Origin of the sequence: Pseudopedobacter saltans DSM 12145 (assembly GCF_000190735.1) — a bacterium.
In the GTDB taxonomy this organism is placed as follows: domain Bacteria; phylum Bacteroidota; class Bacteroidia; order Sphingobacteriales; family Sphingobacteriaceae; genus Pseudopedobacter; species Pseudopedobacter saltans.
Window position 1 is genome coordinate 424,049 of the sequence record NC_015177.1, and the last position, 15,420, is coordinate 439,468.

12 protein-coding genes are annotated in these 15,420 nt (G+C 35.7%); 2 read left to right on the forward strand and 10 right to left on the reverse strand.

Annotated features, from left to right (window positions below; translation table 11 throughout):
• Positions 1-287 precede the first annotated feature (287 nt).
• The gene (locus tag PEDSA_RS01725; RefSeq protein WP_245546803.1) at positions 288-3,677 is read left to right on the forward strand and encodes a glycosyl hydrolase; all 3,390 of its coding nucleotides are present in this window, start codon (positions 288-290) and stop codon (positions 3,675-3,677) included.
• A gap of 24 nt (positions 3,678-3,701) precedes the next feature.
• Positions 3,702-5,723, forward strand: coding sequence for an aceric acid hydrolase (locus tag PEDSA_RS01730; RefSeq protein ID WP_013631426.1), 2,022 nt, complete (start codon positions 3,702-3,704; stop codon positions 5,721-5,723).
• A gap of 52 nt (positions 5,724-5,775) precedes the next feature.
• On the opposite strand, the gene PEDSA_RS01735 is transcribed toward PEDSA_RS01730, so the two are convergent.
• The 10 genes from PEDSA_RS01735 to PEDSA_RS01780 all read right to left on the reverse strand — a co-directional run bounded on the left by PEDSA_RS01735 (position 5,776) and on the right by PEDSA_RS01780 (position 15,377).
• Positions 5,776-6,201, reverse strand: coding sequence for a VOC family protein (locus tag PEDSA_RS01735; RefSeq protein ID WP_013631427.1), 426 nt, complete (start codon positions 6,199-6,201; stop codon positions 5,776-5,778).
• A gap of 86 nt (positions 6,202-6,287) precedes the next feature.
• The gene (locus PEDSA_RS01740; protein WP_013631428.1) at positions 6,288-6,623 is read right to left on the reverse strand and encodes a MerR family transcriptional regulator; all 336 of its coding nucleotides are present in this window, start codon (positions 6,621-6,623) and stop codon (positions 6,288-6,290) included.
• A gap of 57 nt (positions 6,624-6,680) precedes the next feature.
• A complete protein-coding gene (locus PEDSA_RS01745; RefSeq protein ID WP_013631429.1) occupies positions 6,681-7,649 on the reverse strand; it encodes a M23 family metallopeptidase in 969 nt (322 codons plus the stop codon).
• Between the two features lie 131 nt (positions 7,650-7,780).
• Entirely contained in the window at positions 7,781-9,445 is a 1,665-nt protein-coding gene (recN, locus tag PEDSA_RS01750) for a DNA repair protein RecN (RefSeq protein ID WP_013631430.1), read from the reverse strand.
• A 26-nt stretch (positions 9,446-9,471) separates the two neighbouring features.
• On the reverse strand, positions 9,472-10,368 hold the full coding sequence (gene porD, locus PEDSA_RS01755) for a type IX secretion system protein PorD (RefSeq protein WP_013631431.1): 897 nt from the start codon (positions 10,366-10,368) through the stop codon (positions 9,472-9,474).
• Positions 10,365-11,558, reverse strand: a complete 1,194-nt coding sequence (gene coaBC / locus PEDSA_RS01760) for a bifunctional phosphopantothenoylcysteine decarboxylase/phosphopantothenate--cysteine ligase CoaBC (RefSeq protein ID WP_013631432.1) — start codon at positions 11,556-11,558, stop codon at positions 10,365-10,367. The genes porD and coaBC overlap by 4 nt, the downstream gene beginning before the upstream one ends.
• A gap of 142 nt (positions 11,559-11,700) precedes the next feature.
• Positions 11,701-12,039 carry a DNA-directed RNA polymerase subunit omega gene (locus PEDSA_RS01765; RefSeq protein ID WP_013631433.1) on the reverse strand — a complete coding sequence of 113 codons (339 nt, stop codon included), beginning with the start codon at positions 12,037-12,039 and terminating at the stop codon, positions 11,701-11,703.
• A complete protein-coding gene (locus PEDSA_RS01770) occupies positions 12,023-12,892 on the reverse strand; it encodes an outer membrane protein assembly factor BamD (protein ID WP_013631434.1) in 870 nt (289 codons plus the stop codon). The genes PEDSA_RS01765 and PEDSA_RS01770 overlap by 17 nt, the downstream gene beginning before the upstream one ends.
• Positions 12,893-13,347: 455 nt before the next feature.
• Positions 13,348-13,941, reverse strand: a complete 594-nt coding sequence (locus tag PEDSA_RS01775; RefSeq protein WP_013631435.1) for a hypothetical protein — start codon at positions 13,939-13,941, stop codon at positions 13,348-13,350.
• 329 nt (positions 13,942-14,270) lie between these two features.
• Positions 14,271-15,377, reverse strand: coding sequence for an FUSC family protein (locus PEDSA_RS01780; protein WP_041537210.1), 1,107 nt, complete (start codon positions 15,375-15,377; stop codon positions 14,271-14,273).
• Positions 15,378-15,420 lie beyond the last annotated feature (43 nt).

Here is a 15,420-nt window from a genome sequence, read left to right on the forward strand (position 1 = left end):
GCTTTCAGATATGTTATCACAGAATCAAGCTGTTCACTCAAATTTACAAAAAATGTTTTGGATAAAATTTACATTAAAATATAGCTTGTCGGAGACAAATACGTAGCCCAGCTAATGGCAAAATGGTATAAAACAAAGCGAACATATCATATTAAAAAATAGCCCCTCGGAATTAAATTTGAGATTGCTTGAATTTACATTCTGGCTATTTGTATTTAAATCTAAGATTATAAGTTTTGAGAAGTTTTACATCGCGTTTTTTGGTTTGTTTACTTATGATACTGGGGATGCAAAAAATAGCATTTGCTCAGTTTGAAAGAATAAAGAGTTATTTAGCAGATGATTCTAAATTGCCGGAGTCTGCCAAACCCTGGGTTTTCTGGTATTGGATGCACTCTGCTTTTTCACGAGAAGGGATAACTGCTGATCTGGAAGCAATGAAAGAAGCGGGTATAGCCGGAGCTTATATCGCACCCATAAAGGGGAAAACAAACCCTCCGTTATTTGAGCCCGTTACAGAAACTTTAACGTCAGAATGGTGGGATATTTTTAAATACGCCATCCAGGAGTCTGAAAGACTAGGAATAAAAATAGCTTTATTGCCAAATGATGGTTTTGCTACTGCTGGTGGCCCTTGGATTACTCCTGAAATGTCTATGCAAAAAGTAGTTTGGACAGAGACTTTTGTAAAAGGAGGCAAGACCATTCAACAGAAAATTGAACAACCGGAATCTTATCAGGGTTTTTATAAAGATATCGCTGTATATGCTTTTCCTATGGTAGAAAAAAGCAATTTATCTACAGATCATGTAAAGCCAAAAGTAACTACGAGTACAGGAGAAGAAGCTTCATTCCTTGCAGAATCAGGTAATAAAAAGAATTTTGGTTCTGCAAACCCATGCTGGATACAGTATGAATTTGCCGAGCCTTTCTTATGCAGATCTATAAAAATTACAGTCAACAATTTCAATTATCAATCGAACAGGTTAATTATTGAAACAAGTAATGACGGAAAAAATTTCACTAAACTTACGAGACTTATTCCGCCAAGAACAGGTTGGTTAGACTGGGATGCTCCGGTAACTCATGCTATAGAACCTACAACAGCTAAATATTTTCGATTTGTTTATGACCCGGAAGGGTCGGAACCGGGGGCCGAAGATCTGGATGCCGCAAAATGGAAACAAAGTTTAAAGATTGCTGGAATCAGTTTGTCCGGTGCGCCTAAGATCAATCATTTGGAAGGGAAAAATGGGCAAGTTTGGCGGGTAAGCGACAGAACGACTTCAAGTCAAATTGCAGATCAGCTTTGTATTCCTTTAAATAAAGTGATTGATATCTCCACTTATTTGAATAAAGATGGGGAGTTGAAGTGGAAAGCACCATCCGGAAACTGGACGATCTTGAGAATAGGACACACTTCTACAGGACATAAAAATGAAACCGCAGGTGCCGGAAAGGGATTGGAAAGCGATAAGTTTAATAAAGAAGTTGCTAAAATTCAGTTCGATAAATGGTTTGGAGAAGCTAAACGGGTGGTAGGACCAGAATTGGCAAAAAAAGTCTTCAGCATTTTCCATGTGGATAGTTGGGAGTGTGGAAGCCAAAACTGGTCTCCGGTTTTTGAACAGGAGTTTTTAAAAAGAAGAGGCTATTCTTTAAAACCATATCTGCCAATCATGGCGGGTATTCCATTGGAAAGTGCAGAAAAATCAGAGCAGTTTTTGTATGATGTTCGCACAACAATAGCAGAGCTGATTAATGATAATTTCTTCAAGACTATGAAAGGTCTTGCGAAGGATAACGGAGTAATTTTTACATCAGAAACTACTGCCCCGGTGATGGTAGGAGATGGTTTAACCCATTTTGGAACAGTAGATGTGCCAATGGGTGAGTTCTGGCATGCAAGTCCTTCCCACGATAAATTCGGGGATATGTCTGATGCAATTTCCGGAGCGCATATTTATGGAAAAAACATTGTTCAGGCCGAGGCCTTTACCACCATCAGGATGAAATGGGACGAACATCCCGGAAATCTAAAAACCGTACAAGATAGAAACTACGCTTTAGGGACAAACAAATTGGTTTACCATGTTTATGTACATAATCCCTGGATGGACAGAAAACCAGGAATGACTTTGGACGGAATAGGATTGTATTTCCAAAGAGACCAAACATGGTGGAAACCAGGGAAAGCTTGGGTAGATTATACCAGTAGAACTCAGGCATTATTACAAGAAGGTAATCCGGTAAGAGATATCGCCGTATTTATTGGAGAAGAAATTCCGAGGAGATCCATCCTGCCAGACAGATTTGTGAATACTTTACCTGGTGTTTTCGGAGAAGAAGTAGTGCAAAGTGAAAAAATTAGATTAGAAAATAAAGGCTTGCCAACACAAAGAGTGGTAGGAGTGACCACTTCGGCAAACATGGCTCAGCCGGAAGACTGGATAAATCCTTTAAAAGGTTATGCTTATGATTCTTTTAATCCAGAAGTGCTGTATGGCGCAAAAGTGATTAACGGACGGGTGAAATTTAACAACGGTGCAGATTATGGAATTTTAGTTTTCCCGGGTAAGCAACAGCTGAATCCAAATAATAAGTTAATGACTTTACAAACAGCAAAGAAAATGCTGGATTTAGTAAAAGAAGGCGCTACGATTTTAGTTTCCGATAAGCCTGTTGCTGTACCACATCAATCGGACGATAAATCTCAGAAGGAAATGTTGGCCGTTGTAGACGAAATTTTTGAAGGAAATTTCATAAAAGCCAACGCATCAAATGGAAAGACAATTTTCTATAAGACCTTAGGAAAGGGAAAAGTAATAAAAGGACCTTATGAAGGCAATGATTTTAGTTTATTCAATTTAGATAAAGATCTAATCATTACAGAAAATGGTAAGCATGCAGAAAAAGTAGCATGGAACCATAGAAAATCTGAAGATTTAGATATTTATTTCATAGCTAATCAGGAAGAAAGAAAAAGAAATATACAATTTTCGTTCAGGTTGGCAGATAAGAAGGCTTATGTTTATCAGGCTGTGACCGGAAGGTTAGAAAAATTAGATAATTATTCAGCTAAAGGAAAGAGAACAGATTTAGCGCTTTCTTTAGAACCAAATCAATCTATTTTTATTCTTTTCCATCAACAAGATAACCTGGCAGCAAATAAGCATAACTCATCAGAAGGAAAAGATTTATTGGTGCTGAATAATGAATGGCAACTTCAGTTTGACGAAAGTTTCGGTGGGCCAAAAGAACCTGTAAAAACGAAAAATCTATTCGATTGGAGTCAATCAGCTAACGAGAATATAAAATATTATTCGGGAACAGTAAAATACACAACGCATATTAAGTTGAATAAAAGCCAAATTAAATCTGGAAATATTTTTATTGATTTTGCGGAGTTGTCCAATATCGCAACAGTAAAAGTAAATGGAGTAGATTGTGGAGTGGTTTGGACTTATCCATATCAGGCTGATATTTCAAAGGCATTAAAATCTGGAAATAATCTGTTCGAAATAGAAGTTAACAATACCTGGGCAAACCGATTAATTGGAGATCAGAAACTTCCTGAAGAAAAAAGAGTAACAAAAACTACAGCCCCTATCAGATTACAGGAAGAAGATTTGTTAAAATCTGGATTAATAGGTCCGGTGAAATTAATAGTAAAATAGAGAGCCATTCAAATAAATAAGAATATGAAGAAGACTTTTGCTTGTTTCTTTTCGTTGGCATTTGCATTAAATGTAAATGCGCAAAACAAGTCTTTGGTAAATACATCTTTAAGTCCGTATGCAAAATTGCATGGAGTGAATATGGGAGATGTACAATGGACATCGGGTTTTTGGGGCGAACGTTTTAATGTTGCCAAAGAGTCGATGGTACCACAATTATGGAAAGTTTATACGTCCGCAGATATTAGTCATGCTTATAGAAATTTTGAAATAGCAGCTGGATTAGCGGAAGGCGAACATGATGGGCCATCATTCCATGACGGCGATTTTTATAAGACCATAGAAGCTGTAGCTAGTCTTTATGCGTCCACAAAAGATAAAAAGCTGGATGAAATGATGGATAAGGCAATCGCTGTTATTGCTAAATCACAAAGAGAAGATGGTTACATCTATACTAAAGCGATGATTGATCAGCGTAAAACTGGTGTTAAAAATCAGTTCGAAGATCGGTTAAGTTTTGAAGCTTACAATATTGGCCATTTAATGACTGCCGGATGTGTACATTACAGAGCTACCGGAAAGAAGAATCTTTTAAATGTGGCTATAAAAGCTACGGATTATCTGTATAAATTCTATAAGCAGGCGTCGCCAACTTTGGCAAGAAACGCCATTTGTCCCTCTCATTATATGGGAGTAGTGGAAATGTACCGTACTTTAGGTGATAAAAGGTATCTAGAGCTTGCTAAGCATTTAATAGATATTAAGGGCGAGATAGAGGACGGGACTGATGATAATCAGGACAGAATCCCTTTCAGAAAGCAGGAAAAAGTAATGGGGCATGCGGTAAGAGCGAATTACTTGTATGCAGGTGTTGCCGATGTTTATGCTGAAACAGGAGACCGAACTTTAATTAGTCAATTGCATAAAATGTGGAACGATGTAACACAGCATAAAATGTACATAACCGGGGGCTGCGGTTCTTTGTATGATGGCGTTTCGCCAGACGGAACAGTTTACGAGCCGCCAATTGTACAAAAAGTACATCAGGCTTATGGCAGGGATTACCAATTGCCTAACTTCACAGCACATAATGAGACTTGCGCAAATATCGGTAATGTACTTTGGAACTGGAGGATGTTACAGTTGGAAGGCGATGCAAAATATGCTGATGTGATGGAATTAGCATTGTATAATAGTGTGCTTTCGGGAATCAGTTTAGACGGAAAGCGTTTCTTATATACAAACCCGTTAAGTTATTCTGATAATTTACCATTTAAACAGCGTTGGTCTAAAGAAAGGGTAGAGTATATTAAATTATCAAATTGCTGCCCTCCGAATACAGTTAGAACTATAGCAGAGGTAAGCAATTATGCTTACAGTATTTCTAATAAAGGTGTTTATGTGAATTTATATGGCTCCAATAATCTTTCTACTAAATTAGACGATGGCTCTACAATTAAGCTTACTCAGCAAACGGAATATCCATGGGAGGGAAGGGTAGCAATTACTATTTCTGAAAGTAAAAAGTCGCCTTTCTCTATTTTTATGAGAATACCGGGTTGGGCAAATTCAGCCAAGGTTTCTATAAATGGGAAATCTGTAGATGCTGATATCAAATCAGGACAGTATCTGGAACTAAATAGAAACTGGAAAAAAGGAGACCAGATTGTTCTGAATTTACCAATGGAAGCAGATTTGATAGAATCTCATCCATTTGTAGAAGAAACCAGAAATCAGATTGTCGTAAAAAGAGGCCCAATAGTTTATTGTGCAGAATCGGTAGATATGCCAACCAATGTTAGCGTATTTAGTATTACAGTTCCTTCCACTATCAAATTAAATCCAAAGAAAGTAAAGATTGATAATAGTGACATCGTTGCTTTGGAAGGGGAAGCAATTTTAGCAGATAATAATTGGAATAATACTTTGTATAAAAAAGTATCAGACGAGAAGCAATCTGTGAAACTTAAACTGATTCCATATTATGCCTGGGGAAATCGGGGGCATACTTCAGAAATGACAACCTGGATGCCATTTAGCAGATAACGAAAAAATCCGCTTGTGTTTATCGCAAGCGGATTTTATTTTTTATTGAGTTTTACTTAGGTTCAGTATAACTCATCATCCAATTGATGCCAAATTTGTCTGTCAACATCCCGTAATAGTCACCCCAGAAAGCATCAGCTAAAGGCATATGTACTTTTCCGCCTTGCGCAAGCGCATTAAATAACCTATCTGCTTCGTCTTTAGTTTCTGCTGTAATGGAAATAGAGAAATTGTTTCCTTGTGTGAATTTTGGAGCCCAATCACTTCCACAGTCGCTTCCCATTAATATCGATTTTCCAATAGGAAGAGAAACATGCATGATCTTATTTTTATCGGCTTCTGGAACTTGGTAAGTTTCTTTAGGGATATCACTAAATCGTCCCATAAAGGTAAATTCGCCACCGAAAACCGATTTATAAAAGTTGAAAGCTTCTTCGCAATTGCCGTTGAAGTTTAAATAGCTGTTTGTTGTTGCCATGACTGTCCTGTTTTAATATATTAAAGGAACAAATCCACCAAATTTAGGCCACTATCGGAAAATAAAGAAAAATGTAAAATTGTAGTTTACAATTCACTATTAAGTTTTAGCATAAAAGCCTTTAGTTTCTCTAAAGAATCAATGACTTTTTGATTGTCGACAACTTCATCTTTATTGCTTTTCATATGCTCTTTGGCACCTTGTAAAGTAAATCCCTTATCTTTAATTAGATGAAAAATGATTTTCAAATTCTCTACATCTTCGGGTCTGAATAGTCTGTTGCCTTTAGCATTTTTTTTAGGTTGCAGAATATCGAATTCCTTTTCATAAAAGCGAATCATAGAAGTATTGGCATCAAACATTTCTGCAACTTCTCCGATAGAATAATACAGTTTATTGATTTCCTTTTCTTTGTACGCCATGATGATAAATGTTATAGATTTTACGCAAAAATATGAAAAAAACGATATTCAGCACCATTAGTCAAAAGATTGATTCTCTTTTGAAGCCATTTCAAGCATGGCGATATATTCTGCAGGAGTAAGGTCATTGAAGAAGAAATTCATTGGATTTACTACCTTACCATTTTTAAATACTTCATAATGTAAATGCGGACCAGTTGAAGCTCCGGTATTTCCCACATATCCAATCAGGTCGCCACGTTTAACACGTTCTCCTTTTTTTGCTTTAAACTTGCTCATGTGAGCATATTTGGTGACATACCCGTAACCATGATTAATCATAATCCGGTTTCCATAACCTCTTTCATTCCCTTGTGCAATTACAACTCCGTCCCCCGTAGCATAAATAGGAGTACCAACTGGTGCTGTAAAATCAATTCCCGAATGCATTTTACGGATTTTGTAAATAGGGTGGATTCTATAACCAAAACCTGATATTGCCCCTCTTAGTTTCCGGCTGTCTACCGGCTGTATAGCAGGAATAGAAGAAATCATCTTCTCTTTTGAGTTTACTAATTTTGTTAACTCATCATAAGACTTAGATTGTACGTACAGTTTCTTAGATAAAATATCCATCTTTTTTGTAGTTTCCATCATTAGCTTCCCGTATTCATAGTTTTCTAAGCTTTTGTAACGGTTTACCCCGCCAAATCCGGCGTTACGCACATCTTTCGATATAGGTTCTGCTTCAAAAATTACTCTGTAAATATTATCATCTCTATCTTCCAGCACTTGTAAAACGTTATCTGTTTTCTTTAGGCGTTCCTGAAGAATCTCATATTGTAAACTCAACTGGTTGATTTCCCTTTTTAATTGTTGTTCTTTTGGAGAGTCTAAAAAGGTATATGCCAGAGCTATGATGATAAAAGAGAAGACCATAGCTGTGGATATGAAGCCGATGGCTTTTAGAATTTTAATTTTCAGACTTAATTTTACTTTTTCATATTTTAAAGTCTGTGAATTAAAATAGTATTTCGTTTTTGCCATTATTAATAACTATCTATTTAAGGCCCACTTTATTGGCAAACCCAACTAAATAAAACTCTTAAACGGTAGATATCCTTTAAAATTACTATTTAAATCTTATTGTTACAAATTACCACGAGCTCGAATTTGAATTAATTCAATTTCAATAACTCTTTAGCATTTAAAAAAGCTGATTCGCCTGGGTTTTCACCACTTAACATTTTAGCGATCTCGGTAACACGCTCGCTCTGACTAAGTCTTTTGATTTGAGAATAAGTAAGTCCATCTTTAACTTCCTTATAAACAAAAAAGTGTGAGTTGCCTTTGCTGGCCATTTGCGGCAAGTGCGTAATAGTAATTACCTGCATGTTCTGTGCAAGCTGCTCCATAATATTTCCTACTTTATGTGCAACCTCGCCAGAAACACCGGTGTCAATTTCATCAAATATAATGGTAGGTAAAGCTGTTTTTTTAGCGATGAGAGATTTGATGCTCAGCATTAACCTGGATAGTTCTCCACCAGAAGCTACTTTATGCAGTTCATTCAGTTGATGCCCTTTATTGGCAGTGAAAAGAAATTTAATATTATCAATACCATGCCCATCAAAAGTTTGATTGCTTCTAACCTGTAAATCTACTTTAAGTTGAGCATCAGGCATTCCAATATTAGCTAAAGTTTCCTGTACAAAATTTTCGATAAGCGGAGCCGCTTCCTTCCTTCTCTCAGATATATCCTGGGCTTGTTGTATCAAAATGCTTTTTTCCTTATCGATTTCATTTTGCAGCGAGAGAATATCCTCATCAATAAACAATGCGTTATTCAGTTTGTCGGACAATTCCTTTTGCAGGGAAATCAACTCTGCATTGCTTGAGACTCGATGCTTTTTTTGTAAGCTATAAATCAGGTTCAGTCTATCATTTATTCCCACAAAGCGTTCTTCGTTAAAAGCCGTAGATTGGTCTATATTGTAAATTTCAGATGAAATATCGCGGATTTCAATAATGCTGCTTTTTAAACGCTCATTAAGTTCAGCTAATTCCGGTTGATACTTTTCGAGCAATTGAACTTGAGAAGAGGCTTCCTTAAGCAGCTGTACAGCGTTTATTTCGCTTTGTTCTAATACAGCATAAGCGTTAGTCAGGTTATTCTTTATTTCCTCCGCATGAGTCAACGTATTCAGTTCAGATTCCAGAGTTTCTTGCTCGTTTTCAAGCAGGTTAGCCTGTTCCAATTCATTAAACTGAAATTGAAAATAGTCAAGATCGGCTTTAGCCTGTTCGCTGGAACGGATAAGCTCGTCCAGTTTCTCCTGTTTCTTTTTGTACGATTTGAAATTGGTTTTATATACTTTTAACAGATCCTGATTTGCAGCCATTAAATCTGTTACCAGCAGTTGGAAATTCTGCGCTCCAATTTCTAATGTAGCGTGTTGCGAATGGATATCTATCAGTTGTTCTCCCAACTGTTTTAATACAGTTAAGTTAACAGGAGTATCATTAACAAATGCCCGGGATTTTCCATCTAAAGAGATTTCTCTTCTTAATACCGTTTCTTTTTCGAAATCAAGATCATTCTCTTCAAAAAAGCTGTTTAGCTGATAACCTTCTATATTGAAAAAACCTTCAATCACGCATTTTTTCTGTTGATTGAAGAAATATTTGCTTTCTGCTCTTTGTCCTAAAATTAAACCCAATGCACCTAATATGATAGATTTTCCTGCTCCGGTTTCACCAGTGAGAATATTCAATCCTTTATCAAAAGAAATGTCTAAAGAATCTATCAGTGCGTAGTTTTTGATGTAAAGTCTATTAAGCATCTGCTAGTAAGTTTGGGATAAAGCAATTATCGTTTTTTAAGAATATCGTATTTTCTGATGTTAGACGGATCTATGCCTGAAAGTAAATTATATACCTTCATTTTTTCTGTCGGATCCGCTTTAGAAAATACATTTGCTAATTCATCTGCCTTTGCGGTAAAGAAAGTTTGCATAAAAATAGCTCCTTGTTTTTGTCTGTCTATTTCTTCCAGCTTAGGGAGAACATCTAAAATGTTTTTTCTCCCTTTGGATAAATTATCCGACATCATATCCAAACCCTCGCGATGATAAGCGTAAATGAACTCTCTAAGTGGATGAAAGCTTTTGCTAAGTAAATTCTCTACCAGCCAATATCTGTTCTTTAAGTTTTCATGCGCCTGCCAACCTGCGTATCCAGAAGATTGTGCGTTATTTAACACCGTTTGTGCTTTTGTATAATAGGCAGATCCTCCCAGTTTACTGAAACTGTCATAATCCAATCCTACAATGATATAAGCATAAAAAGCCAATAGCGATGTTAAGTTATTGATATAGTTTTGCTCGGAATAATCAAAAGGCTGTCCTTCTGAAAAATTGAAATCGAAGCTCTTATCGCTGATACTTAACGAAGTGGAATTATAAGAAGAATTAAATACAGGTCTGGTGCTTATAATTTGAGCTTCGGCTTTGAAATTACTTGAACCATCCCATTCTTTTATGTTCAGTACAAAACTACAATCTATCCTCTCGTTAGCTTTTATCTGATCATTAGACCATTTGCGATTATTCAAAAAATCGGTGATCGTTTGTTCCAAAATTTCTATCGGTCTTTTATTGGTGTTTTGTATCTGCGGAGTAAGTATCTGTACACGGGCGTTCAGGTCTTGTGCCTGAATATTCACAACAGTAAAAAAACTCAATATAAGGGATAAACAATATCTCATATCAATTCTTTAATGACAGTTAAAATATCTTGTGCAACAGCATCTTTCGGTTTCAGATCGAAGCTTAATTGCTCTTTATTTTTCTTAATGATAGTTATTTTATTTTCATTCCCCTGAAAACCGGCACCTTTATCATTCAATGAGTTTAGAACAATAAAATCAAGATTCTTGCGCTCTAATTTACTGATTGCATTAGAAATTTCATTCTGTGTTTCTAATGCGAAGCCAACTAAAATCTGCTTTTGCTTATGCGCACCTAAATAAGCCGCAATATCCTTTGTCTTCTTTAATTCAAGATCAAAAGAGTCACTCGTTTTCTTTATTTTGTTGTCTGCCACAATAACAGGCGTATAGTCAGCAACTGCGGCACTTAGTATACAAATATCAGTTGAATCGTAATATTTAAGCACTTCATCGAACATTTCTGACGCAGATATAACATCTATTCTTTTTATAGAAGCGTGGTTTTGTTCTAATTGAGTTGGTCCACATATCAGTGTTACTTCTGCACCTTGCTCTGCACAGGCATGCGCCAGAGCTAAACCCATTTTTCCCGAAGAATGATTCCCTATAAATCTAACCGGGTCAATTGCTTCGTAGGTTGGGCCGGCTGTTACCAGGACTTTTTTTCCTTTCAAAGCTAGATTGTCATTAAAATGATTGGCTATAACGTTGAAAATATCTGCAGGTTCGGCCATTCTCCCTTTACCAGACAGCCCACTGGCTAGTTCGCCTGTTCCCGGATTTATTAGTTTATTTCCGTAGGATTGTAGTTTTTCTAGATTTGCTTTTGTAGAAAAATGTTTCCACATGTCTAAGTCCATGGCAGGAGCAAAATAAACCGGGCATTTTGCAGAAAGGTACGTAGCACTAAGCAGGTTATCGCACAGTCCGTTTGCAAATTTAGCCATGGTATTTGCTGAAATAGGAGCTATGATAAACACATCAGCCCATAAGGCTAATTCTACATGATTATTCCATTCGCCTGTATCTTCTTTATAATATTTGCTGTATACCGGATTTTTAGAAAGCGTGGAAAGCGTAAGAGGAGTGATAAAGGATGAAGCATCTTTGGTTAAAATCACTTTGACCTGAGCGTCTGCTTTTACAAACAGACGAACTAATTCTGCCGATTTGTAACTTGCAATACTTCCGCATACCCCCAATAGTATGTTTTTCCCTTTAAGCATATTCAGTGTTAAAGTTTAAAAGTAAAAAATAAACTCGATACGCGAGTGATATTTATCGTAAAACAAATAATCAGAAAAAGACAAAGCCTGTTTATGATAAACAGGCTTTACAATCCTTTTAAGGCTGACGCCTAACAAATATTTAGCTATTGTTTTTTTTCTCTTTAGAAGGATTTCTGTGATATACTTTACCATTGATAAACTCATCAATCGCAATTAAAGAAGCTTTAGGCATTCTTTCGTAGTGTTTAGAAATCTCGATTTGTTCTCTGTTTTCGAAAACTTCTTCCAGATTGTCGTTGCTGCTGGCAAACTCAGCTAATTTAGAATGTAACTCTTCTTTTAAATTAGCAGAAATTTGGTTTGCTCTTTTGCTGATCACTACAATAGACTCGTATAGATTACCTGTTGCAGGGTCTAATTGTCTTAGATCTCTTGTTACAGTAGTGTTTGCAATTGTAGTTTTATTGTTGTTGCTCATTTTTTGTGGCCTTTTTACTTTCTGTATAACTTGCTAATATTTTTTTCGCCTGTTCTATACCTTCTAAACTGGCTTCTTTTAATTTATTTGCGTCTTTAGAATACTTACTGTTTGGATATCTTTCCATAAAACGGTCGTATTCATCAATCGCTTCCTGATATCTTTCTTCCTGTTTAATCTCGCGGCTATTTTTTGCATATAGATATTGAGCTTCAATGGTCAGATAATCAATTTGTTCTGCATATTTTGTGTCAGGAAAATCTTTGATAGAATTTCTGAAAGCTATTACTGCAGCCTGATAATCTCCGATATCAAGAAAAAGTTTTGCATTTGCGAAAGACTTTTGCTCTAATTTATCTCTTAATGATTCGATTAGCTTACTTGCTTCTGCAACCCTGTCGCTTTGTGGATAAAGGTTAATGAATAATTGAAAAGATTCAATCGCTTTATAAGTGTTGTCCTGATCAAGAGAATAAACCGGCGATTCCAAATACATACAATATGCAGTCATGAAACGGCATTCTTCTGCTTTTGGACTACTTGGATAAGTGTCTGCGAAAGTTTTGAAGTGATATCTTGCAGATATATAATCCTTTAATTTATAATTCGTATACGCGTAATAGTAGTATAAATCCTCAGCCTCAGAACGCCCCCTGTAACGCTGTACCAGATCATCAAATAAAGACAAAGCTTTGGTGTAGTCTTTTTTATTATAGAGTTTTATAGCTTCCTGATATTTACGGCCAGTATCTGAGCTTTCTCTAAGCTTTTCAAATTTGCTTTTACAGCCAGTAATGCTCAAGCCAATAATTAATATTAAGCCTAATAATGAGAAACCTTTACTCTTTAACATCTTGCAAAGATAGTTTAATAAATAATATATGTCAATTTCTATTTTTTCTGTTTTTCAAACGGTTCCCTAAGCTAAGAAGCCTCCAAAGCACAGTGAAAAGTTTAACATTCTTTAACAAGTAAAATTGTAGATGCGTCAATTCACTTTGTTAACGGATAACAATAGATTAATGAGCAAGTAGTTGATTGACTTCGTGTTAAATAGTGGGTGCGCGGTTTGCTGTAATTTGCTTACGTTTACCGCATTTTGCGATGTTAAGCTTATATTTCTTCGGGACTTCTTCGAGAAAACCCCTGTTTTTCCGAAGAAGTCCCCAAGCAGTCTAAGCCTATTTCCTTCTCAAAATAGCCAAAAGCACTATAGGACTATCATAAAAAATGGTAATTATAATGATTTCAAAAGCGTACTATAATTCCCTTTAAGTTATTCTGGATTGGAACGATCTGTATTAAAATTTACATTGTACTGAAATAACTCACATTACCGTCCATACTTACCATTAGCACAACATTACGTACACCGTTTGATACTTCTACAAAATAGTTATTGGCATCTTCAAACTGAGTCCCATACAATAGCATATCTGAATCGTTAGATTCATTGTCATTAAACATAATGACCTTGTTAATTTGATAACCTTCATAATGTTTATTGATGTCGTTTACAGCAGATGGAGGAAGATCGTTAATCGTTTTATCTACAGTTGTACCTACTAGTTTAGAATCGTAATCATAATAGGCTGTGGTTTTTGCACCGTCTTTCATGAAAGTAGCTTCATCAAAATTAGTGCTTCTTGCCCATGAAACATCTGAAACTTCGCCAAAATCACTCGCAAAGCTCTGTTTAGATAAATCACTTACTTCCGAACCTCTTAGTTCACGCAAGGCTTTTCTTGCGATCTTTTTGTCGGCTTGTATGCGTGCTTCCATTTCCTTTTTTTCTTTTTTAAGCAACATTTCTTCTGTTTTCTTGTCGCTTTGTGCAGTAGCTGTAGATATAGACAAAGCAACTATAAATGCTACAGACACGATTTTAATTAAACTTTTCATAATAGTAGATTTTAAAAATTAAAGATGTTTTTTACTCAAAATATCTTTATTAAAAATACGGATAATTTCTTGTCTTTTTTCAAATTTTTTGTTCTAAAAAAAAAGTGTAATTATTTGATTATTAGTTGTTTTTGTGTTTTTATTCAATCCTTTTTTGATGTGAAAAATGCGATTTGAATTTTATATTAATTAAATTTTAGATGTTTTAAACTTATTGATAATAAGTGTACGGAGGGATTTTTACAAATCATGTGATTTCTTGATTTTAGATTGAAATTTCTCTCTAAATTTCTATAATGATTTGTTTTTTAGAAGTCTATTTAATCAGATTATACGTGTTTTCTTTTTCTGAAAAGTACCTTCGCTATTCGTAATCTTCTGAGTGCCTGGTGTCTTATCTGTTCGTTGTGTACAAACCAACCGCCAATTGCTCCAATGATACTTCCTAATAGAACATCTAACATTCTAATGGCAATCAATTCTGTAGGATGTTGCATAATTGGGCTTCCTGCTTCTATCAGCAAAATGGTTAAAGGTGTAATAAATATTACAGCTAAGGCGTAATTTCTGGTCACGACGACTTCTACAATATACTGTAGTATAACAATAACGAGATATAAAACAAAAGCATGGTTTACCAAAGACAGTATTACCCAGCAAAAGGCCATTCCCATAAAAGTACCAGCTATTCGGTACAATCCCCTTCTCCAGGTATGTTTAATTGTTACACCCTGCATAACCGCTATGCAGGAAACAGGAATCCAATATGGCTTTTCTATTTCCAATAAATGGCCAACCAGCATTGCTCCAAACATAAACAGGGCGATTATAACAGCTTCTATATGGTTTGCATAGTTCTTTAATCCCGTTATGGATAAATCTCGCTTCTCATGGATAAGTTGTGTATTGGAAGTTTTAGATTGTATTAAACTATATATTAATGCAAATGTACAGGCTGTCATGGTACCAATGGCAACTAAACCAATGTGATGAGGGATTAGTGCTAAGTTAAAGGGTATTGCGCTGCCCATAGATGCAAGCATAATGAAAAAGAAATTTCCGGGTGGGGCAAGTCTTAGCCATAGAGATATGTAATGGATAATGCCACATAAAAGCCCAAATGTTATGCAGGAGATGATGAAGTTGAAACTGAATAGCAATCCAACTGCGTAAGAAACCATGAAACCAAAAGAACACATTAATAGTTTTCCCATTCTATCTATAAAACTGGATTTTATTGGGATATAAAGTATCACCAAGCCAGAAAAACTAATTATAAGCGCATTGCTAAGCTGATTTAGCAATAACCCGATGAATAACGGGGCGCCAATACATAAAGCAGCTAAAACCGGTACAGCCCAATGCCTTCTTTGTGGAGTTAAGCTAAATAGGTTTTTAACTTCTTCGATTAATAGCTTTTTTATGTTGGGCCTCATTTTCATCTATTCAATGTTTTTTAAAACACATATCGAACTTTTA

Bases quoted from the DNA above. Each gene is read 5' to 3' on its own strand.
- recN (WP_013631430.1), bottom strand. From the start codon at position 9,445: ATGCTTAATAGACTTTACATCAAAAACTACGCACTGATAGATTCTTTA.
- PEDSA_RS01770 (WP_013631434.1), bottom strand. From the start codon at position 12,892: ATGTTAAAGAGTAAAGGTTTCTCATTATTAGGCTTAATATTAATTATT.
- PEDSA_RS01765 (WP_013631433.1), bottom strand. From the start codon at position 12,039: ATGAGCAACAACAATAAAACTACAATTGCAAACACTACTGTAACAAGA.
- PEDSA_RS01735 (WP_013631427.1), bottom strand. From the start codon at position 6,201: ATGGCAACAACAAACAGCTATTTAAACTTCAACGGCAATTGCGAAGAA.
- coaBC (WP_013631432.1), bottom strand. From the start codon at position 11,558: ATGCTTAAAGGGAAAAACATACTATTGGGGGTATGCGGAAGTATTGCA.
- PEDSA_RS01725 (WP_245546803.1), top strand. From the start codon at position 288: ATGCAAAAAATAGCATTTGCTCAGTTTGAAAGAATAAAGAGTTATTTA.
- porD (WP_013631431.1), bottom strand. From the start codon at position 10,368: ATGAGATATTGTTTATCCCTTATATTGAGTTTTTTTACTGTTGTGAAT.
- PEDSA_RS01780 (WP_041537210.1), bottom strand. From the start codon at position 15,377: ATGAGGCCCAACATAAAAAAGCTATTAATCGAAGAAGTTAAAAACCTA.
- PEDSA_RS01730 (WP_013631426.1), top strand. From the start codon at position 3,702: ATGAAGAAGACTTTTGCTTGTTTCTTTTCGTTGGCATTTGCATTAAAT.
- PEDSA_RS01740 (WP_013631428.1), bottom strand. From the start codon at position 6,623: ATGGCGTACAAAGAAAAGGAAATCAATAAACTGTATTATTCTATCGGA.
- PEDSA_RS01745 (WP_013631429.1), bottom strand. From the start codon at position 7,649: ATGGCAAAAACGAAATACTATTTTAATTCACAGACTTTAAAATATGAA.
- PEDSA_RS01775 (WP_013631435.1), bottom strand. From the start codon at position 13,941: ATGAAAAGTTTAATTAAAATCGTGTCTGTAGCATTTATAGTTGCTTTG.